The sequence below is a fragment of the Pseudooceanicola sp. NS-SX8 genome (assembly GCF_057380755.1).
In genome coordinates, this window is sequence record NZ_CM170819.1 from 3,103,395 (window position 1) to 3,115,924 (window position 12,530).

The window sequence follows — 12,530 nt, forward strand, 5'->3', positions numbered from 1 at the left end:
CCGGGGGCAACTGTCCTAAATGACTGCGACATCTGCGCCAGTACCGGACAACGGGGCATCCCCGCAGTCCGCGAAGGAACCCCGGCGCATCCTTCTTTCCATCGACGCCATGGGCGGCGATCGCGGGCCGGCAACCGTTGTTGCCGGCATTGCGCGTTCTGCGCGCAAGAATCCCGAAATCGACTTCATCCTTCATGGCCCCCGGGACGAGCTGGAGCGCCTGGTGGCGCGCAGGCGCGGCCTGGCTGACCGCGTGCAGATCCGCGATGCCTCCGGCGTCGTGACGATGCACGACAAGCCCTCCCAGGTGGTGCGCAACGGCAAGGACACCTCGATGTGGTCCGCGCTCGACTCGGTGCGCGCCGGCGAGGCAGAGGTCTGCGTCTCCTGCGGCAATACCGGCGCGCTGATGGCGCTGTCGATGATGCGACTGCGGAAATTGCCCGGCGTGAACCGCCCGGCAATCGCAGTGCTCTGGCCGTCAAGGAATCCGCAAGGTTTCAACGTCATGCTGGACGTCGGCGCCGATATCCGCGCGGATGAGAAAGATTTGCTTCAATATGCGCTCATGGGGGCCTCCTATGCGCGCAACGGCATGAACCTCGCCCGTCCCCGGATCGGCCTGCTGAATGTCGGCACCGAAGAGCACAAGGGCCGTCCCGAACTCAAGGTCGCGAATGAGCTGATCACCCGCGCCGCCGAATCCGCGAATTTCGACTACGTGGGATTCGTCGAAGGCGGCGATATCCCGGGCGATACCTGCGACGTCATCGTGACGGACGGGTTCACCGGCAATATTGCGCTCAAGACCGGCGAAGGCACGGCAAAGCTGATCGGCGACCTGCTGAAGGAAGCCTTCAAGTTCTCGCCGCTCAGCCGCGTCGCGGCCCTGTTGGCGCTGACCTCGCTGCGGCGCCTGCAGAAACGCATCGACCCGCGCCGTGTGAACGGTGGCGTTTTCCTCGGGCTCAACGGACCTGTCGTCAAAAGCCACGGTTCCGCCGACGCCATGGGGGTTTCCGCCGCCATCAAACTGGCCTATCAGCTCGCAGCCAGCGGTTTTCAGGACAAGATCGCCGCACGGGTTGCATCCGCCGTTTCGCTGGCTCAGGATGCCACGGAACGAGGGACGGGGAACGAATGACAATACGCGCAGTCGCAACGGGTATCGGCCACTATCTGCCCGAGCGGGTGGTCCCCAATGCCGAGTTCGAGAAGACCCTCGACACCTCCGACGAATGGATCCGCACCCGCACCGGGATCGAACGGCGCCACTTCGCGGCAGAGGGCGAAACGACCTCTCAACTCGCGATCAAGGCGGCCAAGCAAGCTCTTGAAATGGCAGAGCTTTCGCCGGACGACATCGACTGCGTCGTGGTCGCGACCTCCACCCCCGACCTGACCTTCCCCTCCGTCGCCACCATGGTGCAGGAAGGGCTCGGCATGACCCGGGGCTTTGCCTACGACGTCCAGGCGGTCTGCGCCGGTTTCATCTTCGCGCTGGCCAATGCCAACGGCATGATCCTTTCCGGACAGGCCAACCGTATCCTGGTGATCGGCGCCGAAACCTTCTCCCGCATCATGGACTGGGAAGACCGTGGCACCTGCGTGCTCTTCGGCGACGGCGCGGGTGCGCTGGTGCTGGAATCCCGCACCGGCTCCGGCTCTTCCGATGATCGCGGCATCCTCTCGGTCGACCTGAACTCGGACGGTCGTTACCGCGACATGCTCTACGTCGACGGCGGCGTGTCCAGCTCCGGCACCGCCGGAAAGCTGCGCATGCAGGGCAATCCCCTCTTCCGTCAGGCCGTGGGCAAGCTCGCCTCCACCGCAGAGGCGGCGCTGGAAAAGGCCCATCTGACGCCCGCCGATGTCGACTGGATCGTGCCGCACCAGGCCAACATCCGCATCATCCAGGGCACGGCCAAGAAGATGGACGTGTCCATGGACAAGGTCATCGTCACCGTCCAGGACCACGGCAACACATCCGCCGCCTCCATCCCGCTGGCGCTCTCTGTCGGCGTGGCAGAGGGCAAGATCAAGCCCGGCGACCTCCTCGTGACCGAGGCGATCGGCGGCGGGCTGGCCTGGGGATCGGTGATCCTGCGCTGGTAATTCGAGGGTGATACGGATCCGCATCACCTCTGCAGGACAAACCATTGATATTGACTCGGAAAAACCGGCGGGCCTATGCTCCCTCCAACCAGAAAGGGACCGCCGATGAGTGAAAAGACCCTGACCAGAATGGATCTGAGCGAAGCCGTCTTCCGGGAAGTCGGCCTGTCTCGCAATGACTCCGCACAGCTGGTCGAATCCGTGCTGCAACACATGTCCGACGCGCTGGTGCGTGGCGAACAGGTAAAGATCTCTTCCTTCGGCACCTTCTCGGTCCGGGAAAAGGCCGCTCGCGTCGGCCGCAACCCGAAGACCGGTCAGGAAGTGCCGATCAACCCCCGGCGCGTGCTGACCTTCCGTCCCTCGCATCTGATGAAGGACCGTGTGGCCGCCGGCAACAAGAGCTGAGGCTCGCCGTAATGCCCAAGTCCGCCGATGCGTTCCGCACGATTTCCGAGGTTGCCGAATGGTTGGGAACCCCGGCCCATGTGCTGCGCTTCTGGGAAAGCAAGTTCTCCCAGGTCAAACCTGTAAAGCGGGCCGGCGGGCGCCGCTACTATCGTCGTACCGACATGGAATTGCTTGGGGGAATCAAGCGATTGCTCCATGAAGAGGGGATGACGATCAAGGGCGTGCAGAAGTTGCTGCGCGAACGCGGCACCTCTCATGTCGCCGCCATGTCACCGCCGCTGGATGACCTTGCCGTGCCGCTGGAAGCGGAGATCGTGCAGCTCAAGCCGCGCCCTGCGCCCGTCGCAGAGCCGGCAGCGCCCCCGATCTCGGAAGCCTCCGTCGAAGACACGGCCGCGGAAGAGACGATGGAAGAGCCCCCGGCAGAGGTTCCCGTCGTGGATGCCATGCCGTCGGAGGCTGCTCCTGCACCGCAGGAAGATCCCGTCGAAACGGCGGAGGAGCTCAACCTCTTCGCTTCCATGGAAGAAGACCTGCCCCCGACTGAGCCTCAGGACACTGCGCCCCAAGAGGCCGCAGCCGAAGACCCCGTGCCCGAGGTTTCTGCCCCCGAAGACGCCGCACCGGTCGATCTGACGACAGACGAATCTGCGCCGGTCGCCATGGCCGCCCTGCGCGTTGCGGATGTTCCGGCCGATCCCGAAGACAGCGAGATCACCCCGCCCCCCGGCGTCCTGGCCCGTCTTGCCGCGCGTACCAGCCCCCTGCCCGCCCCCGTCGCGGCCCGTGCACTGGCCCTGGCGCAGCGCCTGGCAGCCCTTCGCTGACCCGCCGAAAACCGCATCTGAAAATTGCGCACCGATGGCCAAAAAAGCCCTTGCCCCCGCCCGCAGATCGGATAGAAAGCGCAAACCGTCGGGCTATAGCGCAGCCTGGTAGCGCGTCCGTCTGGGGGACGGAAGGTCGCAGGTTCGAGTCCTGCTAGCCCGACCATTTCTCCCAAAAAGCCGATCCGTGGCAGAGTGTTAGCTCTCCTCGGGTCGGCTTTTTCGTTTCTGCGCCACGCCCGATTTATCGCTGCAAAGGCCAGTGCCCGGGCCCCGCCCTCTCCCCCTTTGGCCAGGTGCTGACAGGCTTTTCTTCGGCGCCCGAAGGCCCTAGTCTGCGCCTCCAGAACGAAAGGCGCCCCCATGATCGGCATCCTGCCCAGCCAGCACCTGAAACAGATGATCGCCCGTGGGGAGATCACCGGCACGCCCGCCGTGACACCCGCGCAGATCCAGCCGGCCAGCCTCGACCTGCGGCTCGGCACTGTCGCCTGGCGGGTCCGTGCCTCCTTCCTTTCCGGGGAGGGCCGGACCGTCGCCGACAGGCTGGCGGAGTTCGAGATGCACAAGGTCGACCTGACCGAAGGGGCCGTTCTGGAAAAGGGCTGCGTCTACGTCGTGCCGCTGATGGAAGGGCTGGCCCTGCCCGAAGGCATCGCCGCCATGGCCAATGCGAAAAGCTCCACCGGGCGGCTGGATCTGCTGACCCGGCTGATCACCGACGGCGGCACGGAATTCGACCGGATCCCCGCAGGTTACACCGGCCCGCTCTATGCAGAGATCTGCCCGCGCAGCTTCTCTGTGCTGGTGCGGCCCGGGATGCGCCTGAACCAGATCCGCTTCCGCTCCGGGCAGGCGGCGCTGTCGGACGACGCGCTGCGCGCCCTGCACGCCGACACCCCGCTGGTCAACGGCCGGGCCGTGATCGAACAGGGGCTTGGCTTCTCCGTCGATCTCTCCCCCGGGCCCGACCGCCTGGTCGGCTACCGGGCGAAACCGCATACCGGGGTCATCGACCTGGACCGGATCGGGCAATACGATCCGCAGGAGTTCTGGGAGCCGGTGCGGACAGAAGATCGCCAGATCATCCTCGATCCCGGCGCCTTCTACATCCTTGTCAGCCGCGAGGCGGTGACGATCCCGCCCGACTACGCGGCGGAAATGGCCCCCTACCTCGCCATGGTCGGCGAATTCCGCGTCCACTACGCCGGGTTCTTCGATCCGGGCTTCGGCTATGCCGGGGCCGGTGGGGCAGGATCGCGCGGTGTGCTCGAAGTGCGCTGCCACGAAGCGCCCTTTGTGCTGGAAGACGGACAGGTCGTGGGCCGGCTGGTCTTCGAAACCATGGCAGAGCGCCCCGAAACCCTTTACGGGCAGGAAATCGCTTCCAACTACCAGGGCCAGGGGTTGAAGCTTTCCAAGCACTTCCGCAGCGCCTGACATGGCCTTCATGACCCGCCCGCTTGCCCTGATGACCGGCGCCATTGCCGTTGTCGGGGCGAACTCCATGGTGCTTGCCCCCATTTCGGCCGCGGTTGCCTCCGACCTTGGCACCGCCCCGGCAGAGGTGCTGCAGGCCGCCGCCGCCTATGGTGGCACCACCGCGCTTTCGGCCTTGCTGCTGGCCCCCCGTGCCGACCGGATCGGCCCCGGGCGTGCCCTCATGCAGGCATTGGTGCTGCTGCTGGTCTCGCTTCTGGCCTCCGTTCTGGCCCCCGGGAAGTGGGTGCTGATCCTGGCCCAGGCCATCGGCGGGCTGGGCGCGGGCATTGCCATCCCCGCGATCTACGGCCTTGCCCCGGAACTGGGCCCCGAGGGGCAGGAGAAACGCTCGATGGGCCTCGTACTGTCGGGCTGGACCCTGGCCCTGGTGGCCGGTGTCGCAGGGGCCGGTTTCCTGGCCGAATGGGTGGGCTGGCGCGCGGTCTACGGCACCCTCCTGGCCTGCATGTCCCTGCTCTATCTGGCACTGGCGCGGGCCGACCTCTCCGTGCGACGCAGGGGCAGCGTGACCTCTCCGCTGACTGCGCTACAGGTGCCCGGGATCGCCCGTGGCCTGATCTCTGCCGGGCTGCTGATGACCAGCTTTTACGGCACCTTCGCCTTCATCGGCGTCCACGTGGCCGTGAACCTGGGCCTTGGCACCGACGCCGCAGGCTTCGTGACCCTGTGTTACGGGGTAGGCTTCGGGCTTTCGGCGCTGCTCGACCGTCAGCTGGACCGGCTTCCGATGCCCCGCGCGGGCGCGATCAGCTTTGCCGGGCTTGCCCTGGCCTACCTCGGCTTCTCCGCCACGGCAGCGCATTACGCGCTGATCTGCGGTGTCGCGCTGTTCTGGGGGATCGTCCAACACCTTGCGCTGAACTTTGTCGTTGGCCGCCTGGCCGGCCTCGACAGCGGCCAGCGGGGCGCCATCCTGGGGCTGAACTCCTCCATCACCTACCTTGCCGTGCTCGGCGGCGCGCTCAGCTTCCGGCTGCCGTTCGAAGCAGCCGGGCTGATGGGTTGCACGGTCATCTCGATGATCTGCTGCCTCGCGGCCCTGGCCGAATGCCTGGCCCCGCGCCGCGTCGCGATCTGACGGATCAGAAGCGGCCCAGGCGCCGCGTGATGCGCTGCGCCTGCCGGGCCTGGCGCGCCATCTTCTTGCTCTGGCGGTAGGTCTGCTGCGCCTTCGGATCATCCCCGGCAAGACGCTTTGCTCCCGCATCGACACCCCGGTTGACCGCCTTGCGCAGCAGCCGGTTGAAGATCATGCGGATCAGTCGGTCGGTGTTCATGGCCATTCCCTTCCGGTTTCCCGGCCCTCGCCGGATGGCAGGACGCTAACAGGAAATCGCGTTGATTTCATGGCCTTTCACGCAGAGGTGACAGCGTGGGTGATAGCGGGCTCGCGGCTCAATCGTCTTCCTCGAACATATCCGTCTGTTCGTCATCCTCCCGCTCGTCCTCCTCGGAGCGGCCCGGCGGCGGGCGGCTGTCCAGAAGGCCGGCGGCGCGCAGGTCCTTCAGACCGGGCAGATCGCGCGGCGTCTCCAGGCCGAAATGATCCAGGAAGATCGGCGTGACGATGAAGGTCACCGGCCGGCCCGGGGTCATCCGACGGCGGCCGAAGCGGATCCATTCCAGCTCCAACAGCAGGTCGATGGTGCCCCGGCTGACCGACACGCCACGAATTTCCTCGATCTCGGCCCGGGTGACGGGCTGGTGATAGGCGATGATCGCCAGGGTCTCGATCGCGGCGCGGGACAGCTTGCGCGTCTCCACCGTTTCCTTCTGCAGCAGGAACCCCAGGTCGGGCGCCGTGCGGATCGCCCAGGCCTCGGCCACGCGGACGACACGCACGCCCCGCCCCTCGTAGCGCTTGCGCAGCTGGTCCACCGCCGCCGCACCATCGCAGCCATGGGGCAGCCGCGCGTTCAGGTCCGCCACGGTCACGGGCTCGGCCGAGGCAAAGAGGATCGCCTCCACCATCCGTTCCTGTTCCCCCATGGGCGGGGCTTCGAACAGGCTGTCACGGATCGCCTCGTCGCCCTCTGCGACCGGACCATCTTCCTGCGGTTGCTCTGTCTCAGCCATTGTCTCGTTTCTCCCTGCGGCGCAGCTGGATCGGCGCGAAGGTTTCGGATTGCCGGATCTCGACCTTGCCTTCCTTGGCCAGCTCCAGCGAGGCGGCAAAGGTCGCCGCCGTCACCGAACGGCGGCGCACCGGGTCATGGGTCCATCCGGGCGGCATGTAGGCCGAAAGCTCCGTCCAGGTGCCGGCAAAGCCCACCATGCCGCGCATGTGTTCCAGCGCCTGCTCCATGGTGAAGACATTGTCGCGGTCCATCACGAAGGGGCGGAATTCATCCTTGGTACGGATCCGGGCATAGGCCTGCATCAGCTCCAGCAGGGTGGCGGAATAGGTCACTTTCCGCACCCGTTCCACCGTTTCCGGCACGCCCCGCACGAAGAAGTCCCGGCCCTTCTGGTCCCGCGCCATAAGCCGGGCGGCAACGTCGCGCATCGCCTGCAGGCGTTCCAGCTGGAAGGCCAGGTGGGCGGCCAGTTCCTCACCCGACGGTCCCTCTTCCTCGGGGTCGGGCGGCAGCAGCAGGCGCGACTTCAGGAAGGCCAGCCAGGCCGCCATCACCAGGTAATCCGCCGCCAGTTCGATGCGCAGCGTCTTGGCCTTCTCCACGAAGGCCAGGTACTGCTCCGCCAGCGTCAGGATGGAGATCTTCATCAGATCCACCTTCTGCGTCCGGCTCAGCGTCAGCAAAAGGTCGAGCGGGCCTTCAAACCCCTCCACGTCGACGATCAGCGCCTCCGCCGCCAGCCTTTCGGCCACGGTGATGCGCCCCTGCCCGTCGGGTCCATCGGCCGTACCGGCCTCGAACCGCCGAAGCGGGGTATCGTCTTCGAAATCGTCGGAGGCCATGACTTACCCGTTCAAGAGAGCGGACAGCTTGTCCTTCAGGGCGTCAATGTCAAGCGCGGCAGCGGCAGGCCGCTGCGCCAGAGCCCGCTCGGCCCGCGCCTGGGCGTCCGGGGTCATCCGCCCGGCGGCCTCTGCCACCCGTGTCCGGACATCCAGGGAGGAATTGCATTGCAGCACCACGTCGCACCCCGCATCCAGCGCCTGCAGCGCCAGGGCTTCGGGCGTACCGCTCAGGGCCTTCATGCCCATGTCGTCCGTCATCAGCAGCCCGTCGAACCCGATGCGGTTCCGGATCGCCTGGATGACCGAGGGCGACAGCGTCGCCGGCAGCTCCGGATCCAGCGCCTCGTAGACCACGTGAGAGGTCATCGCCATCGGCAGATCGTTGAGCACCATGAAGGGCGCGAAGTCGCTCTCTTCCAACAGCTCGGCCGCCGCAGTGACAACCGGCAGTTCATGGTGGCTGTCCGCCATCGCCCGCCCATGCCCCGGGATATGCTTCATCACCGGCAGCACCCCACCCAGGGTGAGCCCGTTGGCAACGGCGCGGCCCAGGCGGGCGACCGTCGCTGGATCCGACCCGTAGCAACGGTTGCGCAGGAAGGCATGGGTGTCCTCTCCGGCGACGTCGATCAGCGGGGCACAGTTCACGTCGATGCCCAGGGCGCGCATTTCCGCCGCGGTGATGGCATAGCGCAGGCGCATCGCCTCCTCCGCCAGCTCACCGGCCGCCATGGCGAACTCCAGCGGTGCTTCCCACTCGGTCGCCAGGGGCGCCCGCAGACGCTGCACCCGGCCGCCTTCCTGGTCGAGAAGGATCGGTGCCTCGCGGCCCACGGCCTCGCGCAGGTCGGAGCAGAGCGCGCGCACCTGTTCGGCATCCTCGATATGGCGTCCGAACAGGATGAAGCCGAAGGGATCGGCCTGCCGGAACAGCGCCGCCTCCTCCGGCATCAGCCGGGGACCTTCCGGATCCAGGATGATGGCACCGAAGGCCATTACTTCGCCGACACCGGGATGCAGTCCGCGCCTTCGGCCACCAGGGCCGCGCAGAAGCGGCGGCTGTCGGACAGATCGTCAAAGCCCATGACGCGCAGCCGGTAGAAGATCCGCCCGCCGCTTTCGGCACGCTGGATCACCCGGCGCTTGCCATCCATGTAGATTTCGAACCGGTTCACGAAACGGCTCCATTCCTGCAACGCGATCTCCCGCGAGGCGAAGGCACCAAGCTGGGCCAGACGGGTCCCTGCGGGCACCTCTTCCGGGGCGACTTCCACGTCGACCGGCGCGGCGGCGACCGGCGCCGCGACAGACCGGGCGACGAGGTTCGCCAGAAGCCCTTCCGGACGCTGCTTCGGCCGGACGGAAACATGCAGCCCGGATGGATCCGCCGGCCCCTTGCGGGCCTCGGTGCTTTCGGGGGCCGCAACGACCTTCGGCCCGGTTTCCGCCAGCGGGTCGGTGCCCGCCGCCAGGGCCGAAGCCAGGTCCTCGATGCTCTGCGGATCGGTGGTATCGAATGCCTCGGCCGCAGCCAGGTCACTGTCGCTGTCCTGCCCGGCGCTGGCCGAAGGTTCCGGTTGCTGCGCCTCTCGGGCGCGCTGCACCTCGGCCCGCTCCTCGGCAGAGGCGGCATCGCCAAGCCCCATGGGCGCAGGTGCAAGGCGGACCTCGCGCGCCGGATCTTCGGCGCCCTGCGATGCGGCAACGTGATTGACCGAAAGGCCCTGGAATGCGGTTTGCTGGCCACCGGCACTCTCCGGCACGCGGCGGGCCTCCCCCGTCATGGCGCGCACGATCGGCACGCCGGACACATCCCGCATCACCATGCGGTAGCCCCAGACGCCGACGCCCGCCACCAGCGCAATCGAAAGGGCGGCGCCCACCCATGTGACCAGGCTGCCGAAAGACGGCCCCTGGGCCGCCTCTGACTGCTGATGGTCATAGGACGCATAGCGCCCGTCCGCCGGAAAATCTGCCATATGCCTCTGCCCGCCGGGCTTATCTGCCCGGTCCTGCCACTGGTTCTGGGGTCGTGCCTGTCGTCTTCCGGCGGCGGTGCGTTAGCGCATCTCTTCTGCCGGGGTCACGCCCAAGATACCAAGACCTGCGGAAATGACAACGGCCACGGCCCGGGCAAGTGCCAGTTTCGACTGGGAAACCGCCGGTGCATCCTCCTGGACGAAACGCAATTGGGTTTCCTCGTTGCCGCGGTTGTAGAGCGCGTGCAGATCAGACGCCAGTTCGTACAGGTAGAAGGCCACGCGATGCGGCTCATGCGTGCGGGCCGCGATCTCCACCAGGCGAGGCCATTCGGCAAGCTTCCGCGCAACCGCCAGTTCGGACTCGTGGGTCATCCCGGACAGGTCTGCCGCGTTCAGCGTGGCGTCATCACAGGCGATGCCCGCCTCGCTCGCGCGCCGCAGAGCCGAACAGACACGGGCATGAGCGTATTGCACGTAGAAGACGGGGTTGTCCTTCGACTGCTCCAACACCTTGTCGAAATCGAAGTCCAGCGGCGCGTCGTTCTTCCGGGTCAGCATGACGAAACGGGTCACGTCGGGGCCGACCTGTTCGACCACGTCGCGAAGCGTGATGAAGGTACCCGCCCGCTTGGACATCTTGAAAGGTTCACCATTCTTGAACAGCTTCACCAGCTGGCACAGCTTGATGTCCAGCGGAACGGAGGCATTGGACAGGGCCGAAACCGCCGCCTTCATTCGCTTCACGTAGCCGCCGTGATCGGCGCCGAAGACGTCGATCAGCTGATCGAAACCGCGTTCGACCTTGTCGTAGTGATAGGCGATGTCGGGGGCGAAATAGGTCCAGGCGCCGTCCGATTTCATGATCGGCCGGTCAACGTCGTCACCATGCTCGGTGGACTTGAACAGCGTCTGCTCGCGCGGCTCCCAATCCTCGGGCGTCTTGCCCTTCGGCGGCTCCAGCACGCCGCGATAGATCAGGCCCTGCGCCTTCAGGCGTTCGATGGCCTTCTCGATCTTGCCGGTCCCGTAAAGCGACTTCTCGGAGAAGAATACATCCATCTCGACGTTGAGCAGTTTCAGATCCTGACGGATCAGCGCCAGCATCTCGTCGGTGGCGAACTCCCGCACCTCTTCCAGCCAGACATCTTCGGGCTGATCGACATAGGCATCGCCCACCTTCGCCTTCAGCTTCTCGCCCACCTCGATCAGGTAATCCCCGGGGTAGGTGCCGTTTTCGAAGGTTACCTCATGGCCGAAGCATTCGAGGTAGCGCAGGTAGACGGACCGCGCCAGGACGTCGACCTGAGCGCCCCCGTCGTTGATGTAGTATTCGCGGGTCACGTCGTAGCCCGCGTAGTCCAGCAGGCTTGCCAGTGCATCGCCGAAGACCGCCCCCCGGGTGTGGCCCACGTGCAGCGGCCCCGTCGGGTTGGCCGAGACATACTCGACGTTGATCTTCTTGTCCGCGCCCATGTCGGACTTGCCGTAGACGGTACCCTGCGCCAGCACGGCGTGGACGATCCCGCCCCAGGCGTCGCCTGCCAGCCGCAGGTTCAGGAAGCCCGGGCCCGCGACCTCGGCGGAGGTGATGCGCGGATCTTCCATCAGCTTCGGCGCCAGCGCTTCGGCAATGTCGCGCGGCTTCATCTTTGCGGGCTTGGCCAGCACCATGGCGGCGTTGGTCGCCATGTCCCCATGCGCCGCATCGCGCGGCGGCTCGACGGCGACGTTGTCGAAGGTCAGGCCTTCGGGCAGGCGCCCCTCGGCCACCAGGGTGTCGAGAGTGTCGAGAACGAGAGCACGGATATCGGTAAAGAGGTTCATGGATCTTTCCTGATGGGTTCCGCGCGGGTTTATCACTGCCGCGCCAGAGGTCAATCAAAGAGCACGTCACGGCGTCGATCCGGCGCCCGCCCCCCCCCCGGCCCTGCATGCCTCCCTGCGTGCCACCCTGAGAGGCATCCGCCGACCAAAGCCATGAAAACCCCGCCCCTGGCCGCACCGCCGGTTGCCCCCTCGCGCCCCCGCGCACAGGCTGACCCGGCGACACCCCTCCGCCTCGACAGGATCTACATGCCGCATCTCCGCGCCGCCCGCCTCGCCCTCCTCCTGCTTTCAACGCCTCTGGCCGCCCCCGCCACGGCGCAGCCTATCCCACCCTGCGCCTTCGAAGGATCTCTGGGCCCCTGGGCGATCTCCACCGGGGTCCATCCTGTCGCCCTTGTCGCGCCCGGGGAATTCACCGGCTCCGACTACATGCTTGCAGAGATGCGCACCTACCGCGACGTCGACACCGTGACCGCCGGGGGCGTGCCGGTCACGAACCGTCCGCTGTCGATCTGGTACGCTTGGCAGGACGGAGAGCCTGTGCTTCGCCTTGTCCTGCCCATCCCGGACGGGGCCTCCATGGCTTCCCTCCCCGGCCTCCCCGATCAGCGGTTCGAAACCTTCGCCGGAAGCTTCCCCTTCGCGCTGGTGATCGAAACCAATCGCGGCAGCACCATCGTCATCAGGGACATGGACACCGGAGAGGTAGAGCTGGCTCAAGATGTCCTGCCTCTCCTCGAAGAGGCCGAGCAGCTCCATATCTACACCCAGGCCGAAAACGACGATCCGCGCGCCTTCAGCTTCTACACCCGGATCGACATTGTCCGGATGGCAGAGGCGCGGGGGATCCTTGAAACCAACCGCCAGCGGCACGGAAGCGACCTCAGGGCCGCAGGGAAATGCCAGCGCAGCAACGGCAGCGTCGTCGACCTGCCCTCCTAG

Annotated in this window: 13 protein-coding genes and 1 tRNA gene; 8 read left to right on the top strand and 6 right to left on the bottom strand. The window is 66.4% G+C overall.

Annotation, left to right across the window (positions count from 1 at the left end; genetic code table 11):
* Positions 1 to 88 precede the first annotated feature (88 nt).
* The 7 genes from plsX (at position 89) to AC2IR1_RS14255 (ending at position 5,934) form a co-directional block, all read left to right on the top strand.
* The gene (gene plsX / locus AC2IR1_RS14225) at positions 89 to 1,144 is read left to right on the top strand and encodes a phosphate acyltransferase PlsX (protein WP_486476419.1); all 1,056 of its coding nucleotides are present in this window, start codon (positions 89 to 91) and stop codon (positions 1,142 to 1,144) included.
* Positions 1,141 to 2,115, top strand: a complete 975-nt coding sequence (locus tag AC2IR1_RS14230; RefSeq protein ID WP_486472628.1) for a beta-ketoacyl-ACP synthase III — start codon at positions 1,141 to 1,143, stop codon at positions 2,113 to 2,115. The genes plsX and AC2IR1_RS14230 overlap by 4 nt, the downstream gene beginning before the upstream one ends.
* Before the next feature lie 105 nt (positions 2,116 to 2,220).
* Positions 2,221 to 2,523: an integration host factor subunit alpha gene (gene ihfA, locus AC2IR1_RS14235; RefSeq protein WP_486472629.1), complete on the top strand. Its 303-nt coding sequence runs from the start codon at positions 2,221 to 2,223 to the stop codon at positions 2,521 to 2,523.
* Between the two features lie 11 nt (positions 2,524 to 2,534).
* Complete coding sequence (locus AC2IR1_RS14240) at positions 2,535 to 3,353, top strand: MerR family transcriptional regulator (protein WP_486472630.1); 819 nt, start codon at positions 2,535 to 2,537, stop codon at positions 3,351 to 3,353.
* Positions 3,354 to 3,442: 89 nt separating this feature from the next.
* Positions 3,443 to 3,519: transfer RNA gene (locus tag AC2IR1_RS14245), tRNA-Pro, on the top strand.
* A gap of 197 nt (positions 3,520 to 3,716) precedes the next feature.
* Positions 3,717 to 4,793, top strand: coding sequence for a 2'-deoxycytidine 5'-triphosphate deaminase (locus tag AC2IR1_RS14250; protein ID WP_486472631.1), 1,077 nt, complete (start codon positions 3,717 to 3,719; stop codon positions 4,791 to 4,793).
* Between the two features lie 10 nt (positions 4,794 to 4,803).
* Positions 4,804 to 5,934 (top strand): MFS transporter, encoded by a 1,131-nt coding sequence (locus tag AC2IR1_RS14255; RefSeq protein WP_486472632.1) that lies wholly within the window; start codon positions 4,804 to 4,806, stop codon positions 5,932 to 5,934.
* Between the two features lie 4 nt (positions 5,935 to 5,938).
* Here the strand turns inward: AC2IR1_RS14255 and AC2IR1_RS14260 are convergent, their stop codons facing one another.
* The 6 genes from AC2IR1_RS14260 to argS all read right to left on the bottom strand — a co-directional run bounded on the left by AC2IR1_RS14260 (position 5,939) and on the right by argS (position 11,585).
* Positions 5,939 to 6,133, bottom strand: a complete 195-nt coding sequence (locus tag AC2IR1_RS14260) for a hypothetical protein (RefSeq protein WP_486472633.1) — start codon at positions 6,131 to 6,133, stop codon at positions 5,939 to 5,941.
* Between the two features lie 118 nt (positions 6,134 to 6,251).
* On the bottom strand, positions 6,252 to 6,932 hold the full coding sequence (scpB, locus tag AC2IR1_RS14265; RefSeq protein WP_486472634.1) for an SMC-Scp complex subunit ScpB: 681 nt from the start codon (positions 6,930 to 6,932) through the stop codon (positions 6,252 to 6,254).
* The gene (locus tag AC2IR1_RS14270; RefSeq protein ID WP_486472635.1) at positions 6,925 to 7,776 is read right to left on the bottom strand and encodes a segregation and condensation protein A; all 852 of its coding nucleotides are present in this window, start codon (positions 7,774 to 7,776) and stop codon (positions 6,925 to 6,927) included. The genes scpB and AC2IR1_RS14270 overlap by 8 nt, the downstream gene beginning before the upstream one ends.
* Before the next feature lie 3 nt (positions 7,777 to 7,779).
* Complete coding sequence (gene nagZ / locus AC2IR1_RS14275; RefSeq protein WP_486472636.1) at positions 7,780 to 8,775, bottom strand: beta-N-acetylhexosaminidase; 996 nt, start codon at positions 8,773 to 8,775, stop codon at positions 7,780 to 7,782.
* The gene (locus AC2IR1_RS14280; protein ID WP_486472637.1) at positions 8,775 to 9,758 is read right to left on the bottom strand and encodes an SPOR domain-containing protein; all 984 of its coding nucleotides are present in this window, start codon (positions 9,756 to 9,758) and stop codon (positions 8,775 to 8,777) included. Before AC2IR1_RS14280 ends, nagZ begins: the two co-directional genes overlap by 1 nt.
* An 81-nt stretch (positions 9,759 to 9,839) precedes the next feature.
* Complete coding sequence (gene argS / locus AC2IR1_RS14285) at positions 9,840 to 11,585, bottom strand: arginine--tRNA ligase (RefSeq protein WP_486472638.1); 1,746 nt, start codon at positions 11,583 to 11,585, stop codon at positions 9,840 to 9,842.
* A 153-nt stretch (positions 11,586 to 11,738) separates the two neighbouring features.
* On the opposite strand from argS, the gene AC2IR1_RS14290 reads away from it, so the two are divergent.
* On the top strand, positions 11,739 to 12,530 hold the full coding sequence (locus tag AC2IR1_RS14290; RefSeq protein ID WP_486472639.1) for a hypothetical protein: 792 nt from the start codon (positions 11,739 to 11,741) through the stop codon (positions 12,528 to 12,530).

Coding starts and splice junctions, on each gene's coding strand:
- AC2IR1_RS14230 (WP_486472628.1), top strand. CDS start 1,141: ATGACAATACGCGCAGTCGCAACGGGTATCGGCCACTATCTGCCCGAG.
- ihfA (WP_486472629.1), top strand. CDS start 2,221: ATGAGTGAAAAGACCCTGACCAGAATGGATCTGAGCGAAGCCGTCTTC.
- AC2IR1_RS14240 (WP_486472630.1), top strand. CDS start 2,535: ATGCCCAAGTCCGCCGATGCGTTCCGCACGATTTCCGAGGTTGCCGAA.
- AC2IR1_RS14250 (WP_486472631.1), top strand. CDS start 3,717: ATGATCGGCATCCTGCCCAGCCAGCACCTGAAACAGATGATCGCCCGT.
- AC2IR1_RS14255 (WP_486472632.1), top strand. CDS start 4,804: ATGACCCGCCCGCTTGCCCTGATGACCGGCGCCATTGCCGTTGTCGGG.
- AC2IR1_RS14260 (WP_486472633.1), bottom strand. CDS start 6,133: ATGAACACCGACCGACTGATCCGCATGATCTTCAACCGGCTGCTGCGC.
- scpB (WP_486472634.1), bottom strand. CDS start 6,932: ATGGCTGAGACAGAGCAACCGCAGGAAGATGGTCCGGTCGCAGAGGGC.
- AC2IR1_RS14270 (WP_486472635.1), bottom strand. CDS start 7,776: ATGGCCTCCGACGATTTCGAAGACGATACCCCGCTTCGGCGGTTCGAG.
- nagZ (WP_486472636.1), bottom strand. CDS start 8,775: ATGGCCTTCGGTGCCATCATCCTGGATCCGGAAGGTCCCCGGCTGATG.
- AC2IR1_RS14280 (WP_486472637.1), bottom strand. CDS start 9,758: ATGGCAGATTTTCCGGCGGACGGGCGCTATGCGTCCTATGACCATCAG.
- argS (WP_486472638.1), bottom strand. CDS start 11,585: ATGAACCTCTTTACCGATATCCGTGCTCTCGTTCTCGACACTCTCGAC.
- AC2IR1_RS14290 (WP_486472639.1), top strand. CDS start 11,739: ATGAAAACCCCGCCCCTGGCCGCACCGCCGGTTGCCCCCTCGCGCCCC.